Consider the following 19,822-nt stretch of genomic DNA (forward strand, 5'->3'; position numbering starts at 1 on the left):
GAGTAGATGTTGCCGGGTAGAGAAGGTCCCGCGTGACCTTTCATTCGCGTGACAAAACGCTGCCCGGTAGGGATGTCTCTTCCCGTGATCCGACGCGTTGCCGCTCGACGTCATACGCAATATTCAGCACACGCAACCGGTGACCTACGGCTCGCTGATCCAAGACAACGTCCTTCGACAGCACTGGTTGGGCCTCGTCGTTCTCGACCGCCCCCTAACTTGCGTCACTGGGCGCAGTTCTGCCGCCTTACCTCACCATAACGACAGTCAGTTCGTCGCCGATTGATCGCCAAGCCCTCCCTCCGCAACAGAAAACACCATCACGTCAAGACCGTTCCAGCGCAGATATAACGCCTTGGGTTAATGCTGAGCGGGCGTATGGAGTCCAGTATTTGACGAAAGATTCGTTGTTCACTTCATCTTCTTGATCGCGCTACTGCCTCCTCTTCCAGCTGAAAGGGACCACTCAGACTGGTCCGGTAAACGCCGTCCGCAAAAAAATTCGCTCCCATTAGCGCAAAGATACCCGACTAGGCCCCTGTAAATAATCCGACGGCGGATGAACCGTCGATACATACAGGAAAAGCGAAATGAAAACATCTGACCCACGCCTAGTATCACTGACACCAGAGAGCAATCTTTTGATTCCTATGCAGTCCACTACCCTCCACCTACGAGACCTCAACCAGGGTGACGCATCAGGCCTCCTCGATGACACACCGATCGATATCGGCGCACTCCGACCCACAGGATTTCTGCATCAGAGTGGGGAGATTGAGATCATCAATAGCGCGTTGTTGAACGACTGGGCGGACCGCCTGCATAGCGAACAGCAGGTGTGCTGTGACCTGATTGACCACAGCCGTCTGGATGCCTCTCTAGTGCTAGTGCTGAGGTTTTGGTTCGGAGAACGTGCCTGGTGCCAGCATCATCGCCACTCCCGTTACAATGCGAAGGGCAAAAGCTGGCACGAGGTGGTCGACGTGCTGCTAGAGAATAGCGAGCTGGAACAGTCGGTTGCTCGTTGTCTGTTCGGTGTGAGCACCCTGACGCTGCATCACTATCGTTTTCTCTGCGCCGAGCGGGTCGTGGAGGGGACAATCTGTTCATACAGAAAATCACCTAACGCATAGCCATGCTAAGCAAGCTGCTGTGAGGCCAGCCTCAGAGCAGCTTGACTTGAGAGGACCACTGACCATGAGCCTGACCACAACCAAGCGCCATCGACTCCCAAACGAGATCATCAACGATTGGGATACGACACTAGACCAAGCCACGACATTGTCAGAAGGCCAGCGAAATTTGGTACGAGCTAGCATTAGCTATGCGCTGCCACCCCTCAGTCGATCGGATGTGCTGCAGGCACTGCAGTTTTATCTGAACGACCAAAACGTCCCTACGACATGGTCCGTCGAGACCCTTGTCGAACAACTGCCCGTCCAGGCCGAACAACGCCGTTACATCGCCACATCTCACCCGCTATACCTGGCGATGACGAAGATCACAGGAAGCCACACGCTACATCACAGCTTCCGAAAGGCATGCCGACGCATGATGAGTACCTATTTCGCTCGCGTTTCTCAGGATGCTCACCCGCAAACACTGTACACCGACGTCGTGCAAACGCGGGATGTCCTGTCGAAAATCGCCAATCAGGATGATAACCAACCTGAAGAGGGTGAGGCGGAGGATCACTTCCTTATGGGGCGGATCAACTGGTATCTCGCCAACGCAGCTTCGGTACCTCAGAACTGGCGAGACAAGGCAGGCAGGTTCCAACGATTATTCCGTGGCATGAACCGTATCGTGGGTGATGGCACTGCATGCAAACCTGGTGTTCGCCAGCAGAATCGCGCTGCCCAGCGTCGTCGTCGGCGAGGGGGGCAGCGTGATGACGCCCTCGATAAGGAAATGCAGGAAAGCGTGCGCAAACGAGCGGCACGCCACCAGCAGCCAACATCTCGCCCGTCAATGGATCGACAGGACCAGCAGGAAGGAACGAGATCCAGTAGCGAATATAGTGGGCTCGTCGAACAGGGGCCCTATCGCCAGGTCCCATCCGCCAGGGCTTCGAACCATGGCGGGGAGGCAGATGAACAAGAAGATCTTCTGCAGCGGACCACGCCAAGCACCATGAGTGTTGACGATGATCGACACGTCGTCCAATACGCTCAGCGGATGTCCTTGGTCGATACCCTGACATCGATGACCGACATTCATCGCCTGACCACTGGCCAGTTGATTGAAGCACTGACCAGTTGTCGACATGATCCCGCACAGTGGGCACTGAGTATTCTGCTGCTGTGCACCGGGATGCCCCTCGAGAGGCTGCAGTCGCTCACGGTCGATACGACACCGACATGGGAAAAAAGCGCGGATGCAGACGCCCCTCAGGTGGTCGCGGATAACACGTTATTGACTTATTGTCTGCTGGACGGTCCCAGCAGCACTCCAATGAGCCACGACCACCGCTGGGTCACGCTGGCACTGCCCGACGTGCTAATACAAGCCATGCGGCAGGCTGTTGTTGAACAGGGGCGTCAGCCATTTAGGCGTACTGCAAAAACACTCAAACGCCACTGGACGCCAATGTCACGCCGTACGGCTGGCCTACCACCGACGCCGAACCGACTGGCGGCTACCAGCTGGATGTTGAAACGCCCCGCGGCACAGGACGATGTGGCGGCCAGGGCGCTCAGCGGACGTTTCGGCATGGCCCTATCAGCACCGGCAGCTTACCGTGCTCTCGCCCCCGGCGAACTCGATGCCCTCTTCCACAAGGTAGTGTCATACCTCCTGCCCAGCCTGTCGCCTCGCCCTAGCTGGCTGACAGGGCCTCCCGTTGCCTGGGCTGACACACCGAACCCACGCGCGGCGAACTGGCAGACAGGTTCTCCACATGCCGTGCCTGTCGCCGAGTTCCGCCCATGGTTCCAGTGGCTACAAAAAGGGATGGGCCGAGCAGCACGGCAGTTCATCAATCCTCTGAACCCTCGTGAGCGTTCTCCGCAAGCCCTGCTCGAGGTCATTGCCATCTCCGCAGCGCACAGCTACCTCTTGATGTTGCTGACAACGGGTTGCCGTCCCCATGGGACTCGGGTTCGTTGTGAGCGAGTCGGTGACTACCTGTGGCTAGCTGACAAGAATTCGCCGCGGGCTCTTGAGAGTCGCTGGATTCCCGCAGCCAAAGAGCTACAGGCAAGCCTGGATGCGCATCAGCGCCTCGTGGCGGACGCCACCGGCTGGTTAGAGCGCCAAGGTTATACAGTGAATGAGCACCGTCTCGCCGGGGAATTCTCCCTCTGCGCTGAGATCAATGAGACCCGCCGCACACAGATGGCGGTGGCTCCCATCACTCACCGGCGCTTTATTCAGCAGTTGACCACCCTACAGCCAAGCGACGCTGAACCACGTCTGGTGCCTGACGACGCCGTCCGCAATATCACCCGCCATAGTATGGCCACTTACTGTAGAGGGCTGTTATCAGAGACGCAGCTAGCGGCGTTGTTGGGCCATGTCAGCGGATTTCGCCAACAGGGGCCCGGGAGCGCCGCGGCAGGTCCCGCTCGTAGTGCTTGGCAAACCGTTATATCAGACCTGCTGAAAGAAGCGGGACATCAAACACTGACCCGGAGCTCACTTCAGCATGCCCTCCGCCACTGAAAACATGTCACACCATATCTGGAGCTATCTGGAGGGCAACCACGTGAACCAAGACCGCCCTGATGACAGCGTTGCCTCCCCTCAGTCCGATCTGTGTCGAAAGGATCGCACGAGCCGTTCAGCATTGGTCTGGCAGATCAGCCAGCGCTTGCCTGCCCATGTCAACGCCGACGGCGTGGTAACGGATAAAGGGGTCCGCCAGATTACGGATGAGCTATACGAATGGCTGAAGGAGACCCAGCCTACACCGCCAAGGCGTCGCCACCACCAGCGCCGAGTCGAGGCGATAGTCGCCTCACTCAACGCCCTCCCCGAACTGACGATCCTGCTGCCTACCCGGGCAGTGCCGATGCCTCGCCCCAGCCACGCGCCGACGTCAATACAGGAAACACAAGGACTGGCCGCCATGCAGGTGGTAGATCGGCACCTCGATGCCTGGCGTAAACAGACCCATCACCCAGACCGCTGGTTGCTGACCTTGGCGATCCGGATGGGCTGCCGGCTAGGGATGGGACCGAAGGTGCTGGTGGGTACCCTGGCCTTGCTGGGTACGCGTCATGTCGATAAGGCCAATCGCAGGGTTAAGCTACCGTCACAGTTCCAGAATAACCAACCGCTCCAGGAGGCATGGGAGAACACGGGGACCCCTGGCGCCCCTACGGGAGGCAAGCAAGGAAGCAGGGGCCTCGAGAATGATCCGGCTCATCAATCGATGGGCTATTATACCCTCCAGCTGCCGCGGGCGGTGATGGACCCCCTCACCCATCTGCTGCATGTCGCATCAGGCCAGCGATGTGAGTGGTTGGCGCTGGAGCGCCCCGGCAAGACAGTGCCCAAGCCCCATACGCGTCAACAGCAGCTTCAAAAGCGACTGGATCACGCTGCGAAGACCTTGCTCAAAGAGATGAAACAGGCATACCCTCAGCACCGCTCAACGCTCAACCGGCTGTCGAGTTGGTCCACCATGGGCCGCTACGCGGCGCTTGTTGCGCAACACAAGGGAATCGCCTCTGTATGGCTGGACATCCTGTCAGACTATCCTCTGCCGACCGACTCAGGCGAACCGATCACCTGCGGGAATGGCCGAGACCGCTACGCACCTGGCGGCCGGGGCCACAGGCATGAGACAAGTCACCAGCCCGAGGCATTGAATCACCATGTCAGCGACGCTGCTTTGCTCAGGCCGAAGGGGCGGGACAGTAGGCTCAAGACAGATGATCTCGCCGTCACGACGCCAGGCGGAACCGATGGAGACGTGCAGCCTTTGTCCATCGATCAAAGCTATGCGCTTCGTCATGCCGTCTTAAGGTTTTCAGGTCAGCTACAGAGTCTCACGACCGTCAACAAGCTGAAGGCTCAAAGGTACCAGGCTCCCCTTCGGCAACTGCGCCATGACACGATGAAAAAGCTCACCGAGATCGTGGGAACCGAAGATAGCTTCGGGCACTGGCTGGTGGCTTTCGCCTGCAGCCAACTGGTCCACCATGAGAGTAAGATTTCGAGCGTTCGAACCTATCTGTCGCGCCTGATGCCGCCGCCTCTGCTGCTCCATGATGCCATTGCCGATGTCCCCGGTTGGGACCAGGACAGCGTTGATGAACTCTGCAATGAGGGACAATCCTATAAGCGCTGGGGGCATAACACTCGCCAGCATTTTTTGCGCACGATGGGAATGTTTATCCAATTCTGCCAGGACTACCACATCCTCGAGGACGTTAACCCCCCTTCTTCCTCAGAGGCACACCTCTCTACTCGTCGGACACGGATGGTCAATCCTTTGCAGATGGATCAGGCCTGGCGGTCATTGGTCGGACATACACATCCCAGCCAGACCAACACCCAGTTTGCCTTGAGCCTTGCCCTGGGCTATTACGCGGGCCTGCGTGCCTCGGAAGTCTGTCAGCTGACACTGCGTGATATTCGGATCGAGCAACCGGACCTGCATGGTGAATGGGCAGCACTTCATCAACACTTCGCCAAGGGATTACAGGCGTCAGCGACGCCCGACAGCAAGGTGATGCTTGAGTGCTGGGTCTATATCCGTTGCGGAAAGACGTCCTCGGCCCGCCGGCGGCTGCCACTCCACCTGTTGGCGCCACCCGAGGTCACGCAATGCCTGGTCCGCTGGTGGGACACCCGCCGCGACGTCGCCCCGACACACGACCTGAAAGATATTGGGCTCTTTGGCCCGTTGTTCAGCCCACTGGCTTACCAACGTCAGGGCTTGATTGATCCGCTGCTGGATTGGCTCCGTCAACGCTGGGGGAGCGGTATTGATTTCCACGGGCTCCGCCATAGCGCGGCTTCCTGGTGGCAATTGCGCCTGCATGCCGCCCAACATGCAGACTTTCGCGAATCACTGCACTATCGGTTCCACTGGATGTTCCAACCGGAAGCCCTGGAGCATTTCCTGGTCTATCTGTGTGGTGCCGAGGGAAGCGAGTCGATCGAGAAAGGCTCGCTGATCGGCCAGCTAGCCAAGTTGATCGGTCACCGGCACGTCAACACCTTGTTGCATACCTACAGCCATTCGCTGGGCTTGATTCACAGTCATGCCTTGGACATGACGTGGTCTAACCGACGTGCGACCTCTTGATGCCGCTCGACGGGCCGCCATGCCGGCATCGCCAAGGCACGCAAGAAAGGTATCTGACGCGGGATGACCAGAAAAGCATGACAGGCATGGCGCCTGTCACCAAAATGCCATCAGCCTCACCGGAACTGAAGATGGGGTGATATCTGAATGACATACCTGATTACCCCCTTTAATCGACAAAGCGATAAAAGGGAATAATCTTTATGAATCATTCAGCTTACCCCAAGCCCAGGGCGTCCCAGCTCCCTGCAGCACGCCCACTCCTTTCCTTGTTAGTCGCACTGACAACAGCCTGAGAAAACGAGACAGCCAGCATGGTCGGCGGGTAGACCGATATATGTGCCATATCCCATTTACCGGGAAACAGCAATCTGCTAACTTATCTGTGTCGAGTCAAATTACTCGATCGGGTTTGGCGACCCGATTCAGGAAGGCGCACAAGCGCCCTACCATGGTTGGCGCTTTTTTTGTGTCTGCCATGCGTTATGGCGGTCGTGCGTGGGAGACCTTCGGGTCTGCCGGTGTCCTTTCTGACCGGTTCGCCAACCTGCGTACGGCCGCCCCCATCACTGTTTGGCGACAGCGGGGACGGCTCCATCAGAAAGGAGCTTTACCCATGGTCAAGTTGACTGTGTCCCCTCATCGCAGCGATCGCCGTGCGCGTGCTGCCGCCCATCGCGCCATGGCCATGTCGGCCCTGGCTTCCAACTGCAGTGAATCCGTCCGCTACCGGCGCTATCACGCTCATATGCGCAAGGCCCATACGCTGGCCCTGCTCGCCGACCAGGAAGGCAATGATGCCCTCTGGGAGGTGACATCATGAGCACGCTGCCTCCCTCTGTGCCCCAGGCATCACAAGCGCAATACGCCACCTCGATTGGCACGCGTATCAGTGTGCAGATGGACTGGCTCATCGCTGACTATGCCGCAAGCGGCGAGCGTTTCACGGTCTGTGAATGGCGTGACCGCTTGATCAAACTTCCAGAGCTGGCTCGCGCCTGTCCCAAGTCCTTGCGCTACCGCATCCGTGACCGGATTAAGGCACTGCAACAGCAGGGGCTGGCCCATCAGGTGGACTTTCAGGGCAAGCGTCGCCCCGTCTTCGTGCTCGAGCCTGCGGCCTGTCCCGAGGATCATGTGCCTGCCTCTGGTGATCTCGAGACACAGGCGTCGGTTGATGCCGCCCATCCTGCATCAGCGCTGCCCTTTGCCGAGTTTCTGAACCAGGAATGCCATCGCCTCAAGCTTGATATGCAAGCCGCGCTGGGTGAAGCAAGCCACTACGCCTACATCCTGCAGCAGTATCCCGACCAACGCACGGTGATCGAGCCGCTGCATCAAGCGGCCTGCCAACGTGGCAGCGAGGCAAAAGGGGCGCTGGACGCTGTGGTGACCCTACGTCAGCAGATCGTTGAGGAGGCAACATCATGACCATCAGAAAAACCAACCGGTTGCTGCCATTGACCGATTGCCCAGCACTGCGGCCTTGGCAAGCTCGTTGTATCGAACAGGCCTTGCAGACCTTGTCGGATACGCACCCCCACTTTCTGTGTCAGGCGACGCCGGGGGCCGGCAAGATGCTGATGGCGGCGGTGCTCGCCGATGAACTCATGCAAAGCGATGCCATCGACCTGGTGATTTACCTGGGGCCCACCACCGCAGTGGTCGAGCGCGCCCAAATCATCTTCGAGCAGATAACAGGCCGGGCCATGCACGGACGTCTGGGCGCGGCCGGGGCGGCCTTTACCTACCATGCCTTGCATCATCGCCTGGCTGAACTTCAACAGCTCAGCCAGCAGGGACGCGTGCTGTTGGTCTGGGATGAAAGTCACCATGCGGCCAGTCATACGGGCAACATGGCCGGTGCCAACCAGTGGGGATTGGGATTGCTGGCACTGGAACGGCTGGTACGTTTTACCTTGGCGCTCTCGGGTACCCCATGGCGCTCGGATGGTAGCTGCCTGCCGTTGCTTCGCTATATGGAGAGCACCCGAGACGATGGCCCTTCAGAAGATGACCAGGATACAGCCACGCAGCAACATCAGCTGGTGCCGGATTTTGTCTACTCGTTACAAGAAGCAATTGTGGATCGGGTTTGCCGCTACCCACGTGTCCATTTGATCGACAATCGCGATATTCAGCTATCGACGTTTCAGCCCAAAGAGCAGCAACGGGCGACGCATCACTACGCCAGCATCCCTCACCTGCTGCGTCACCCAGCCGTCAGTTACTCGGCACTGCTCAGGCACACCGAGCCACTGGCGCATGTGCTGTCTTTGGGTTGCCAGCGGCTGGCGCAGCTGCGTCAGCACGATCCCGATGCGGCGGGGTTGGTGGTCGCGTCAGACATTGCGCATGCCGAAGACCTCGCGGAGCACCTGGAAGACCTTGGCCACACCGTGTGCCTGGTCACCAGCAAGTCACCGAATGCCCATGCACGACTCAATGCCTTTCGAGACGCCCAGACCCCTTGGATTGTATCGGTTGGCATGGTCAGCGAGGGCGTCGACATACCCCGCCTTCGCGTCTGCTGCTACTTGAGCCACGTCCGCACTGAGCAATATTTCCGTCAGGTGCTGGGACGCATCATTCGCCGAGAGGACACCGATGATGCCGACTGCTACCTCTATGCGCTCAACGAACCTTACCTACGCCGTTATGCCCGTCGCATCACGGATGACCTGCCAGACGATCTGGCCTCGGTCACGCTTGGTCAGGCGTCTCACGGGGCGGATGCAAGGCGGGACTATCCTGGCCATCTCCCTGACGATGAGCCCGATGCCTCGCACCTCCCACCCGTGGGTGAAAACGATGACGTCTACGCCAACCCCGAGATAGAGGCCAATCCGAGCTCACCCGAGGTGCAGCTGAGTATGGGTGGTGATGGCAACCACTCCATCGCGACAGATCCCGACTTGGCCTTCTCGCAGGCGTTTATCGCTCGGCTCGTTGCCCTCCGATTGCCCTCGTCTTAGCAAGGGCCATCCCGTGCCGCGTTCGACCTGGTACCTCCTGATGTAGTCAGCAGCAGGTATCCGTCATGGGCGTCAGGCGCACGGGAATCAGCCGGGCTAAAGGTTAATCCCCATGCCTGCCATGCATGAGGGAGAAGCGACGTCATCGAATAAGCAGGTAGTAGCAACAGGGGTCAATATGAAACGGACATCACCGCAACATCAGACGACTAACCCGTACACAGCCAGCGACAGGAAAAGCGTAACCGCCCATCCTGAAGGGCTGACGTCGGAAGCACGACGGTTGCTGGCGGAAAGTGTGTCGCCCAACACCGTACGTGCCATGCGCGCCGACCTGCGGGTTTATCGTCAATCGGGGGGCCAACTGCCGGCCACCGAGACGCAAATTGCCAACTATCTCTCCAGCCAGAATGCATTGGGCAAAAAGCCGGCCACTCTTTCGCGCTATGCCAACTCGTTGCATATGTGGCACCGGTATATGAACCTGCCGTCTCCGGTTAAGACCATGGCCGTGAGAAGCGTCTTGCGGGGAATCAACAAAACACGCGATCGCCGACAGGCTTCAGCGCCTGCCCTGCGGCTACGCGAGCTTCATACACTTCTCGATGCACTCGACCGGGGTACGCTACATGGTCTGAGAGACAGCGCCCTGTTCGCCCTTTGCTTCTATGGTGCCTTTCGCCGCAGCGAGATCGTTGCCATGGAACTTGACGATATTGAGTGGCGCCCGCAAGGCATTACCATCACGCTTCATCAGAGCAAGACCAACCAAGGGGGCAGAGTCGAGACCAAAAGCATCATGCGAGCACCGAGTGGCACTCGCTATTGCGCCGTCGCCCTGCTCGAGAAATGGCTCAGGGCATCAGGTATCAAACGCAAGGCTGTCTTTCGAGGTATTAGCAGCAAGGGCCGACTGTCCTCGGGGCGCTTGTCCGATCATACCGTATACCTGCGGATGAAACAGGGGCTTGAGAAGGCTGGCCTGTCGGAGATTGGCTATACACCCCACAGCTTTCGCGCTGGGTTTATCACGGAAGCGCATTTGAGGGGCAAAAGCGATATACAAATCAAGCGGGTCAGCGGGCATCGTAGCCAGAATACCTTCGAACGCTATATTCGCATTGCCGATGAATTCGAAGACAGTGCCGGTGATTTCTTTTAACTGGAGTGGTTAAGCTCCAAAACGCAGTAGCCCGGCGCCAAGGCCGGGCTACTGAAATGATGGTATGAACTCAAGGCTCACTATGAGCTGTAACCCTGCGGGTTCTGCTCCTGCCATCGCCATGTATCCTTCATCATGGCATCAAGGTCTCTTTGTGCTTTCCATCCTAATTCACGCTCAGCCTTGGAGGGATCAGCCCAGCACTCAGCAATATCACCTTCCCGACGAGGAGCAATGCGATATGGAACGTTACGACCTGAAGCCACCTCAAAAGCCTGAACCATGTTGAGTACGGAATATCCTTGCCCTGTTCCCAAGTTCCAGATGCCGATCCCAGACTGCCGCGCAATGGCCTGCATGGCACATAGATGACCATCCACCAAATCACTCACATGAATATAATCACGAACGCCAGTACCATCCGGCGTTGAGTAGTCGTTGCCATAAACAGAAAGCTCATCACGTCGACCGATAGCGACCTGAGAAATGAACGGAACAAGGTTGTTGGGAATATCGTTAGGATCTTCTCCGATCAAGCCACTCTCATGAGCTCCAACTGGATTAAAGTAACGCAACAAAGCAATCGACCAACGAGAATCTGCCTTGGCAAGATCCTTCAGCACCTCTTCCACCATTAGCTTGGAACGGCCATAGGGGTTGGTTGGGGTGCCGGTGGGCAATCCCTCGTGTATGGGCATCGTTGCCACCTCGCCATACACGGTGGCCGAAGAACTGAAGACCAGTCGTCTAACCCCCGCAGCGTCCATGGCCTGGCATAAGGTCAAGGTACCACTGACATTATTTTCGAAGTAACGGAGAGGTTGCTCTACGCTTTGCCCAACCGCTTTCAGGCCAGCGAAGTGCAGTACATCTGAGATGTCATGCTCAGAAAATAGCTGATCGAGCAATGCGCGATCACGGATATCGCCTTCGACAAAAATCACAGAATTGCCAGTAATACTTTCTACTCGACGTAGTGCCTCAAGAGAAGAATTCGCCAGATTATCCAGCACCATTACATCATGCTGATGCTCCAGTAGTGAAAGCACCATATGGGAGCCAATATAGCCAGCACCCCCAGTCACCAAAATGGACATACAAACCGTCCTTGTTTAATTACATTGAGAATCACTTGGCCCCGAAGCCAGTAACAATAGTTTTAATCGTTTTCAAAACAATCAAAATATCTATCCACAACGAAAAGTGCTTGATGTAATAAAAATCATGCTGAATTTTTATTCGCGTATCATCAGCATCGCTAGCATAGCCTTGTACAACTTGGGCCCAGCCAGTGATCCCCGGCTTAACAACATGGCGGTATATATAGAACGGTATCTCTTGATCAAACTGCTCAACGAAGGAACGCTGCTCCGGTCTCGGCCCAATCAGGCTCATATCGCCCTTGACGACATTGAAGAACTGAGGGAGCTCATCCAACCGTGTTTTGCGAATAATCTTGCCTACCCGGGTAACACGCATATCGCCGGATTGGGCCAGTTTTGCCCCATCTTTTTCAGAATCCTTGCACATGCTACGGAACTTGTAAATCTTATAATCCCGATTACCTTGCCCCACACGATTCTGAATAAACAAAGCTGGACCGGGGCTGTCCAGTTTGACGGCAATGGCGGTTAGCGCCATGACAGGCATGGTAATCGGTGCCGTTATCAATATTGCCGCGATATCAAAGAAGCGCTTGAAAAAGCCGTAAACACCAGAAGGCAGCAACGAACCAAAGTCGTTTTCAGCCAGGTGCTCTATTTGCACCCTGCCCGTGATTGACTCGCTAATTTGCTTAACGTGGTAGACAGGAATATGGCAAAGAGTACATCGGGCCAAGAACCGCTCCCACTCAGGTGTTAGTTCATCGGAACGCAGATCAGCCACGATGCCATCAAAGCGAACCCCGCTAAGGTCAGGCGAACTCAGCATTCGTAATTCAGTACCCTCGGCTGACAGAAGATCTTTTGCGGCTCCAAATGGTACGATGGCGAGCTTCAAACGGCGATACCGTATGCCGATAAAATAACCCGCGAAGCACCAAGCCAGCGTTAACAGATAACCAACAAATAACACTTGGCGAGAATAGCCTTCCCGTGTAAAGAACAACAAAGCAATCGCAACCAGAAAAACACTGGTCACGGTTGGCACAATGTACGAAACAATATGAGCACCCGGAAAACGGAGCAACCGTCTCTGGGTTAAAATAATGGTAATAAATGAAAGGGCGATCGCAAGCAGTGTATTACTACGAACCTCGTTCATTTCATACCAAAAGCCCCACCCCCAACGCTCAAGGCTGGGCAAAAGCAATACAAATAACAGCCCTACCAACAGGTGGAAGGGAAGCGCTAGTAGGGCCTTTTCGTACCACCGCGAGTGGCGACGTTCGTATGAGTATGTCACTTCCATGCCTTTATCGATTCTCCGCGTCCAATTGCATAATACATGAGGCCAGCATCCTTGACGGCCTTCGGCGAGAACAGGTTGCGACCATCGACCACCACCGGCATGGCGAGCTGCACCTTGAGCCAATCGAAATCAAGAACACGAAACTCCTTCCACTCGGTGCAGATGACCAACGCATCGGCGCCCTTCACTGCTTGAATCCGGTCGGCCACCAGCACCAGGTCATCGCGATCGCCATAGATGCGCCGACACTCCTTCATGGCCTCAGGATCATAGGCCTGAACCCTGGCACCAGCGGCCCACAGCGCTTCCATGACGTCGCGGCTCGGCGCGTCGCGCATGTCATCGGTGTTGGGCTTAAATGATAGTCCCCATAGGGCGATGGTCTTGCCGGCCAGGTCGCCGTCAAAGGCCTGATTGAGTTTGGCAAACAGCGTGCTCTTCTGGCGACGGTTGACGGTCTCGACGGCATGGAGAAGATCCGCGGGGTAGTCGACTTCACTGGCGGTACGCGCCAGCGCCTGGACGTCCTTGGGGAAGCAGGAGCCGCCGTAACCACACCCCGGGTAGATGAAGTGATAACCAATGCGCGGATCGCTACCGATGCCCTGGCGTACCTGTTCGACATCGGCGCCCAGCCGCTCGGCCAGATTGGCGATCTCGTTCATGAAGCTGATCTTGGTTGCCAGCATGGCGTTAGCGGCGTACTTGGTCAGTTCGGCGGCCCGCACATCCATGAATATCATCTTTTCATGATTACGGTTGTAAGGGGCGTAGCATTCACGCATCCGCGTCTTGACGTGTTCGGCGTCGGTCCCCACCACGATGCGGGCGCCGCCGCTAAAGTCCTCAATGGCCGCGCCTTCCTTGAGAAACTCCGGATTCGAGCAGACATCAAAGTCGATCTCCACGCCTCGCTCAGCCAAGGTATGGGCGACAGCGTCGCGGACACGGTCGGCGGTACCCACCGGCACGGTGGACTTATCGATGATGATCTTGGACTCGTTCATGTGCTCGCCGATGGTCTTGGCCACCGACAGCACATACTTAAGATCGGCGCTGCCATCTTCGTCCGGCGGCGTGCCAACGGCAATGAACTGCAATTCCCCATGCGTCACAGCCGTCGCCGCGTCCGTGGTGAAGCGCAGCCGACCCGATGCCACGTTGGTTGATACCATCGCCTCAAGACCCGGCTCATAGATCGGAATGTCACCTTGATGGAGGCGCGCGATCTTGTCGGCATCCACGTCCATGCACATGACGTCATGGCCCACATCGGCCAGGCAGGTGCCGGTAACCAGGCCTACGTATCCTGTGCCAAATATAGTGATATTCACGCTATCCCTCTTCCTATTCCTTACGATGAGCTTGTGTCGTATCAAATGCTCTTGTTCTCAAGGTGGCCACATGCTGCTGGGGAGGATCTACACTCGACCACATGATTAAAGTCTACTACACCTTAGGTAGCCATACGATCGCTAGACAACTTAAACTTTATACATGTCGCACTATATACTTCATTGATAACGACGCCTACAAATGAAATCGCACGACTGCTCTCCACATGGAGCAACTGCATCCACTTATTAACCGAGCAGAATATCACGAAAACCTTCTATTTTCTGCAGAAAACCGTATTATTAAGCAAGCTATGCAAGCTCCCGCGCTGTCAGCAAATGAAATATACAATATCATGACAAGCTAAAGGAAAGTCAAAAACAATCAAACAGCTAAGTCCCGGAGGAATGGAAGGCAAAGAGACTAACATATTCAGTAAGCGAGTAGCCCATCACTCGAAACCATGGTGCGGAATTCAAAGACCTCTTCCGCTCAACCCAGAGCTCAAAGCATTTTTTAATCTTGTACGTCGGGAAGCACACCTACTCTCCGTGCAACGCTAGGCATCTTACTTCGCAAGAGGCCGCGAACGGCATAGTTAGAAAAGAAATATAGAGACGAAAAAAAACTAAAACCCTCAATATTTCTGTAGACATGCCAATTGCCAACTGACATTAAAATTTTATTAGAACTACCTTGGCCTTTATAAACCCTATAACAAGCAAGGCACTCATTTAGCCCATAAGAAAAATCTATTTCCTTAAGGATACTCAACCATGTAACAAAGTCTTCGCGAGAAGTATTGGTAGGCATTTTAACTTTTCCCAGCATTAAAGAATCATACATGGCTGTTAAGCAGCCAATATGGCAGGTTTTCAAAAGATCATTGTACGAGACCTTTTCTGGGACCCCTACCTCACCAGAAAAATTATCCCACTCATCAATTTTAGAATATGCAGAATAACATAAATACACGCCATTATTTTTCATGAAAAATACTTGCTTTTCCAACTTGCAAGGAAGCCATACATCATCACTATCTAAAAAAGCTATATATCTTCCAGATGCAGCTTCTATCGCAGTGTTCCGTGCTGTAGCCACGCCTGAATTTCTCTTTAGCTTTATCAAATTAATTCGACTGTCTTTAGCTAAAAAATCAGCCAAAAACTCAGCAGATCTATCAGTAGAACAGTCATCTACAACAATTAACTCCCAATCATGAAAACTTTGATCTATAACTGAACTAACGGCTGAAGAAATATATTCTTGCGAATTATATACCGGCATTATAACTGAAACTTCAGGGGAGCTCATAAAAACCTACCAAAATAAATTAATTAACAATCAATAGCTAAAGGGTTGTAACAATATGTCATAGCATAGGTGGAGGTGATCCCTTAGCAAACACCTTGTACGTCATAGTTGTCATCTCTAAATTTCCCCGGTCTGGTCAGGATCCACTTGCGACTGGCTGCTAACAGAGGATAACTTCTATAGGCGATCTGATCTTGCCCAGCAACAGTGGACATCCCGTTAAGGAAGTACACTGAACGAGGTGTCCTATGGCTAGGCAAGCTACTCCGATGAAGAAACAACGTACCCATTACTCCGATGCCTATCGCGAGGAGGCGCTTTCCCTCGCTGATCGCGTAGGCGTCACCGCCGCTGCTCGTGAGCTGGGTTTACAGCCCAGCCAGCTTTACCAGTGGCGCGCTAAGGTTCAGCAGAAAAAGAGCTCGTCTGAGCGTGAGCAATCACTGGCGGATGAAAACGCCCGGTTGAAGCGACAACTCGCTGAAATGTCGGAGGAAATGGCCATCATAAAAAAAGCGGCGGTGTACTTCGCGAAAAACCTGAAGTGAAGTACACCTTCATCCACGGCCATCGCCAGACGTTCCACATCCAGCTTATGTGCAAGGCGCTTGGCGTCGTGCGCAGTGGCTACTACGCCTGGTGTAAACGTGGTGGCACACCCTCCCTGAGGCGCCGTCAGCAGGCCATTCTCGACCAGCGAGTGGCGCAGGCTTTCCAGCGGCGGAGGGGGCGCTCAGGCGCTCCCAGGTTGGTACTGGATCTCATCGACGATGGTCTGTCGGTGAATCGCAAGACAGTCGCCGCTAGCTTGCAACGCCAGGGACTTCGCGCCAAGGCGGCACGCAAGTTCAAGGCGACGACGAACTCGAGGCACTCTCTGCCGGTGGCACCCAACCTGCTGAAACAAGACTTTACCGCCAAGGCGCCCAACCAGAAATGGGTCGGCGACATCACGTACTTGGCGACCTCTGAGGGATGGCTCTACTTGGCGGTGCTGATTGATCTCTACTCGCGCAAAGTGATCGGGTGGGCCATGAGTGAACGGATGACGGCGGATCTGGCGAGTGATGCCCTCAAAATGGCGTTGTCGCGCCGAAAGTCGCCCCAGGGAGTGATTACCCATTCCGATCGTGGCAGCCAATATTGCTCAACTCTGTACCAGACACTGCTCATGAAATATGAGCTCATGTGCAGCATGAGCGCCAAAGGCAATTGCTATGATAACGCCTGTGCCGAGAGCTTCTTCCATAGCCTGAAGGTTGAGGCGATCCATGGTGAGCGTTTCGAAACCCGGAATGCCATGCGGCGGCAAGTGTTCGAGTACATCGAGATAGACTACAACCGGCAGCGCCGGCACAGTGCAATTGGGATGATCAGCCCAGAGGCCTTCGAGGCCCGAATGATCGCTTAGATCGGTGTCCACGATTGCTGGGTAAGATCAATCTGATCATCCGGGACCCTACACCTAGCCACTCGTAGCTAAACTGCTGAGAGTCTTCAGTAATTTCACTCACGATGTGGTAGCGAGTCTCTTACCACACCCAGCTCTTTTCATCTGTGACATAGGCATTTCCATCGATGTTGACCACCTTGGCCATGGGGAACGCCGCCTCAAAGGCATCTGCCAGGGCTGGCTGATTTTCCTTCACCGAGAGTAGGTAATCCGCACCTTTCTGCAGGACCTGAGTGGCGATCTTCTTCTGGCAGCCCATGGCATCGATGGTCACCAGGCACCCTTGCAGGTTCAGTAGCTTGAGCAGCTCCGGAATGGCCGTTATCTCGTTGGACTTCTCCGCTGTCTTGACCTGACCCAAGACCACCCCATTTGCCGCGCTGAAGGCGCTGACCATATGGATGGCGCCCTTCCCCTTACCTCGGCAGTACGAGCCGCGCAGTGTCTTGCCATCAATGGCCACCACCGCCCCATCGGTGACGTCATGGCAGGCCTTCATCCACTCGGCAAAGGCTGACTGCAACTGCTCGGCACTCACCAGGGACATCACCCGAGCCAACGTGTCGTGACTAGGAACTCCGGCACCAAAATCACCGTACTGGCTAAGAAAATCCAGTTTTGCATGGCCAAAATCCTCGATTTCGCCCCAGCCCTCGGCACCACAGATCACCGCACAGACGGTCAGAAACAAGATATCCGACAGCTGATGCTGCACTTTCCAAGCCTGGCGGAAGTCGGGAACGATCGATAAATGGTGCATGAGAGACGGTGTCAGCATGGGTCATCCATGAGCAAAAGGCGTTAGATGACCACATTAGCTCCTACTGGTAAAGCGCTACGAAGCCCGTCGTAGAGCGGTTTTTCATGCGTTTTCCCTGCCTTACACATTAGCTGGATGTGGAACGTATGACGATGGCCGTGGATGAAGGTGTACTTCACTTCAGGTTTTTCGCGAAGTACACCGCCGCTTTTTTATGATGGCCATTTCCTCCGACATTTCAGCGAGTTGCCGCTTCAGCCGGGCGTTTTCATCCGCTAGTGATTGCTCACGCTCAGACGAGCTCTTTTTCTGCTGAACCTTAGCGCGCCACTGGTAAAGCTGGCTGGGTTGTAAACCCAGCTCACGAGCAGCGGCGGTGACGCCTACGCGATCAGCGAGGGAAAGTGCCTCCTCGCGATAGGCATCGGAGTAATGGGTACGCTGTTTCTTCATCGGAGTATTTGCCTAGCCATAGGACACCTCGTTCAGTGTACTTCCTTAACGGGATGTTCACTGTTGCTGGGCAAGATCAGTACAATGAACCATTACACTCCGAGACTAAACACCTAGGATACTCAGCAACGACCATACCGATCATCAAAACGCACGACATCATCTTCACCCAGATAAGGACCGCTCTGCACTTCAATGAGTTCCAGCGGAATCTTGCCAGGGTTTTCCAGCGCGTGAACGCTACCCACCGAAATGTAGATTGACTGGTTCTCGGTGAGCATTTGCGTCTTATCGTTTATCGTGACATTTGCAGTACCGGAGACCACAACCCAATGTTCAGCCCGGTGGTGGTGCATCTGGACAGAAAGCTTTTCTCCTGGCTTGACCGTGATGCGCTTAACCTGATAGCGCTTGCCGTTGTCAATGGAGTCATACTTGCCCCAAGGCCGATAGACTTCGCGATGCAGACGGCATTCTTCCCTGCCTTGCGACTTGAGTTCACTCACAATGCGTTTGACGTCCTGTACTTGATGGATGTCAGCGACCAGAACAGCATCTTTGGTCTGGACAATCACGAGATCTTTCACGCCCACCGTGGTTACTAAGGCATTTTCAGCGAGCACATAGGTGTTTTCAGTCTTGTAGTGGATTACATCCCCTTCACAGACGTTTCCGTATTCATCTTTTTCACCCAGTTCCCAAAGGGCCGACCAAGATCCGACATCATTCCATCCAGCATCCAAAGGTATCACCAGAGCCCGGCTAGTTTTTTCCATTACAGCGTAATCAACCGATTCCGAAGGGCACTGTTCAAACGCAACAGCATCGACGCGAATAAAGTCCAGGTCCGATTGGGTTGTCTTCATGGCAGTCTGGCATGCATCGAAGATATCCGGCCGATAAGCCTTCAGTTCTTCCAAGTAACGGTCAGCTCGGAAAAGGAACATGCCGCTGTTCCAGTAATATCCGCCACTCGCCACATAATCGTTCGCTGTGACAATATTGGGCTTCTCGACAAACTGAGCCACCTTGAACAAAGTATCTACGGCCTCCCCACGGCGGATATAGCCATAACCAGTCTCCGCATGGGTAGGTACGATACCAAAGGTAACCAGTTCACCAGCTTCAGCAAAGGGTTCTGCCTGGCGCACGGCTGCCCGAAAGGCTTCAGCATCGGCGATGGCATGATCAGCCGCCAAGACCAGCAAGAGTGCATCAGCGTCAGACTCCAAGGCCGTTTGGGCGGCCAACGCAATAGCAGGTGCCGTATTGCGACCCACTGGCTCCAAGATGATGTTATGATCGAGAAGCCCAATCTGACGCAACTGCTCGGCAGCCAGAAAACGGTGATCTTCATTACAAATGAGCACAGGCGATGCCGTGCCTATGCCATTTAGGCGCTTAAGTGTTTCTTGCAGGAGCGTTTTCTCTCCTACCAAACTTAAAAATTGTTTAGGATATAGCTCGCGGGACATCGGCCACAACCTTGACCCAGTACCCCCTGCCATCACTACAGGATAAATCATGGTTTAGTTGCCACATTCAGTAAGAGAGTGAAGATAATCTTTAGTGTATGAATGAACATCCAGAGATTCAAGAGTCTGATGGATAGACTACCAAGAAAAAGGGCATGCTGATCCTGGGGTAATTCATCAATAGATATAGACAGCTCCATCAACAGACCAATGGGGATATAATG

The 19,822-nt window shown here is 54.9% G+C and carries 14 protein-coding genes and 1 pseudogene; 8 read left to right on the forward strand and 7 right to left on the reverse strand.

Going from position 1 to position 19,822, the window contains the following annotated elements:
• The first annotated feature begins 590 nt into the window (after positions 1-590).
• From Q2K57_RS16805 to Q2K57_RS16835, 7 genes are all read left to right on the forward strand, one after another.
• On the forward strand, positions 591-1,133 hold the full coding sequence (locus Q2K57_RS16805) for a hypothetical protein (protein ID WP_304525769.1): 543 nt from the start codon (positions 591-593) through the stop codon (positions 1,131-1,133).
• Between the two features lie 64 nt (positions 1,134-1,197).
• Positions 1,198-3,663, forward strand: coding sequence for a hypothetical protein (locus tag Q2K57_RS16810; RefSeq protein ID WP_304525770.1), 2,466 nt, complete (start codon positions 1,198-1,200; stop codon positions 3,661-3,663).
• Positions 3,647-6,259 carry a hypothetical protein gene (locus tag Q2K57_RS16815; RefSeq protein ID WP_304525771.1) on the forward strand — a complete coding sequence of 871 codons (2,613 nt, stop codon included), beginning with the start codon at positions 3,647-3,649 and terminating at the stop codon, positions 6,257-6,259. Before Q2K57_RS16810 ends, Q2K57_RS16815 begins: the two co-directional genes overlap by 17 nt.
• Before the next feature lie 616 nt (positions 6,260-6,875).
• Positions 6,876-7,082, forward strand: a complete 207-nt coding sequence (locus Q2K57_RS16820; protein ID WP_304525772.1) for a hypothetical protein — start codon at positions 6,876-6,878, stop codon at positions 7,080-7,082.
• Positions 7,079-7,690 carry a hypothetical protein gene (locus Q2K57_RS16825; protein ID WP_304525773.1) on the forward strand — a complete coding sequence of 204 codons (612 nt, stop codon included), beginning with the start codon at positions 7,079-7,081 and terminating at the stop codon, positions 7,688-7,690. Before Q2K57_RS16820 ends, Q2K57_RS16825 begins: the two co-directional genes overlap by 4 nt.
• Positions 7,687-9,234: a DEAD/DEAH box helicase gene (locus Q2K57_RS16830; RefSeq protein ID WP_304525774.1), complete on the forward strand. Its 1,548-nt coding sequence runs from the start codon at positions 7,687-7,689 to the stop codon at positions 9,232-9,234. The genes Q2K57_RS16825 and Q2K57_RS16830 overlap by 4 nt, the downstream gene beginning before the upstream one ends.
• A gap of 112 nt (positions 9,235-9,346) precedes the next feature.
• On the forward strand, positions 9,347-10,396 hold the full coding sequence (locus tag Q2K57_RS16835; RefSeq protein WP_304525775.1) for a site-specific integrase: 1,050 nt from the start codon (positions 9,347-9,349) through the stop codon (positions 10,394-10,396).
• An 80-nt stretch (positions 10,397-10,476) separates the two neighbouring features.
• Here Q2K57_RS16835 and galE read toward each other — a convergent pair whose 3' ends face one another.
• From galE to Q2K57_RS16855, 4 genes are all read right to left on the reverse strand, one after another.
• Positions 10,477-11,493: a UDP-glucose 4-epimerase GalE gene (gene galE / locus Q2K57_RS16840; protein ID WP_304525776.1), complete on the reverse strand. Its 1,017-nt coding sequence runs from the start codon at positions 11,491-11,493 to the stop codon at positions 10,477-10,479.
• 31 nt (positions 11,494-11,524) lie between these two features.
• Positions 11,525-12,808, reverse strand: coding sequence for a sugar transferase (locus tag Q2K57_RS16845; protein WP_304525777.1), 1,284 nt, complete (start codon positions 12,806-12,808; stop codon positions 11,525-11,527).
• Positions 12,799-14,142 carry a UDP-glucose/GDP-mannose dehydrogenase family protein gene (locus tag Q2K57_RS16850; protein WP_304525778.1) on the reverse strand — a complete coding sequence of 448 codons (1,344 nt, stop codon included), beginning with the start codon at positions 14,140-14,142 and terminating at the stop codon, positions 12,799-12,801. Before Q2K57_RS16850 ends, Q2K57_RS16845 begins: the two co-directional genes overlap by 10 nt.
• A gap of 517 nt (positions 14,143-14,659) precedes the next feature.
• Complete coding sequence (locus Q2K57_RS16855) at positions 14,660-15,457, reverse strand: glycosyltransferase family 2 protein (protein ID WP_304525779.1); 798 nt, start codon at positions 15,455-15,457, stop codon at positions 14,660-14,662.
• Positions 15,458-15,705: 248 nt separating this feature from the next.
• Here Q2K57_RS16855 and Q2K57_RS16860 point away from each other — a divergent pair.
• Positions 15,706-16,868, forward strand: a protein-coding gene (locus Q2K57_RS16860) for an IS3 family transposase (protein WP_304525780.1) whose coding sequence is annotated in 2 segments (ribosomal slippage) — positions 15,706-15,976 and positions 15,976-16,868 — 1,164 coding nt in all. Because the reading frame shifts where the segments join, the coding sequence is not laid out codon by codon here.
• Between the two features lie 121 nt (positions 16,869-16,989).
• Here the strand turns inward: Q2K57_RS16860 and Q2K57_RS16865 are convergent.
• The 3 genes and pseudogenes from Q2K57_RS16865 to Q2K57_RS16875 form a co-directional block, all read right to left on the reverse strand.
• Complete coding sequence (locus Q2K57_RS16865; RefSeq protein ID WP_304525781.1) at positions 16,990-17,688, reverse strand: ISAs1 family transposase; 699 nt, start codon at positions 17,686-17,688, stop codon at positions 16,990-16,992.
• A 142-nt stretch (positions 17,689-17,830) separates the two neighbouring features.
• Positions 17,831-18,123, reverse strand: a pseudogene (locus Q2K57_RS16870) (transposase); the annotation flags it as partial.
• Positions 18,124-18,245: 122 nt separating this feature from the next.
• Positions 18,246-19,649 carry a mannose-1-phosphate guanylyltransferase/mannose-6-phosphate isomerase gene (locus Q2K57_RS16875; RefSeq protein ID WP_304525782.1) on the reverse strand — a complete coding sequence of 468 codons (1,404 nt, stop codon included), beginning with the start codon at positions 19,647-19,649 and terminating at the stop codon, positions 18,246-18,248.
• Positions 19,650-19,822 lie beyond the last annotated feature (173 nt).

Origin of the sequence: Halomonas sp. I5-271120, from assembly GCF_030553075.1 — a bacterium.
Classification (GTDB): domain Bacteria; phylum Pseudomonadota; class Gammaproteobacteria; order Pseudomonadales; family Halomonadaceae; genus Onishia; species Onishia taeanensis_A.

Coding starts and splice junctions, on each gene's coding strand:
- Q2K57_RS16805 (WP_304525769.1), top strand. CDS start 591: ATGAAAACATCTGACCCACGCCTAGTATCACTGACACCAGAGAGCAAT.
- Q2K57_RS16810 (WP_304525770.1), top strand. CDS start 1,198: ATGAGCCTGACCACAACCAAGCGCCATCGACTCCCAAACGAGATCATC.
- Q2K57_RS16815 (WP_304525771.1), top strand. CDS start 3,647: ATGCCCTCCGCCACTGAAAACATGTCACACCATATCTGGAGCTATCTG.
- Q2K57_RS16820 (WP_304525772.1), top strand. CDS start 6,876: ATGGTCAAGTTGACTGTGTCCCCTCATCGCAGCGATCGCCGTGCGCGT.
- Q2K57_RS16825 (WP_304525773.1), top strand. CDS start 7,079: ATGAGCACGCTGCCTCCCTCTGTGCCCCAGGCATCACAAGCGCAATAC.
- Q2K57_RS16830 (WP_304525774.1), top strand. CDS start 7,687: ATGACCATCAGAAAAACCAACCGGTTGCTGCCATTGACCGATTGCCCA.
- Q2K57_RS16835 (WP_304525775.1), top strand. CDS start 9,347: ATGCCTGCCATGCATGAGGGAGAAGCGACGTCATCGAATAAGCAGGTA.
- galE (WP_304525776.1), bottom strand. CDS start 11,493: ATGTCCATTTTGGTGACTGGGGGTGCTGGCTATATTGGCTCCCATATG.
- Q2K57_RS16845 (WP_304525777.1), bottom strand. CDS start 12,808: ATGGAAGTGACATACTCATACGAACGTCGCCACTCGCGGTGGTACGAA.
- Q2K57_RS16855 (WP_304525779.1), bottom strand. CDS start 15,457: ATGAGCTCCCCTGAAGTTTCAGTTATAATGCCGGTATATAATTCGCAA.
- Q2K57_RS16865 (WP_304525781.1), bottom strand. CDS start 17,688: ATGCTGACACCGTCTCTCATGCACCATTTATCGATCGTTCCCGACTTC.
- Q2K57_RS16875 (WP_304525782.1), bottom strand. CDS start 19,649: ATGATTTATCCTGTAGTGATGGCAGGGGGTACTGGGTCAAGGTTGTGG.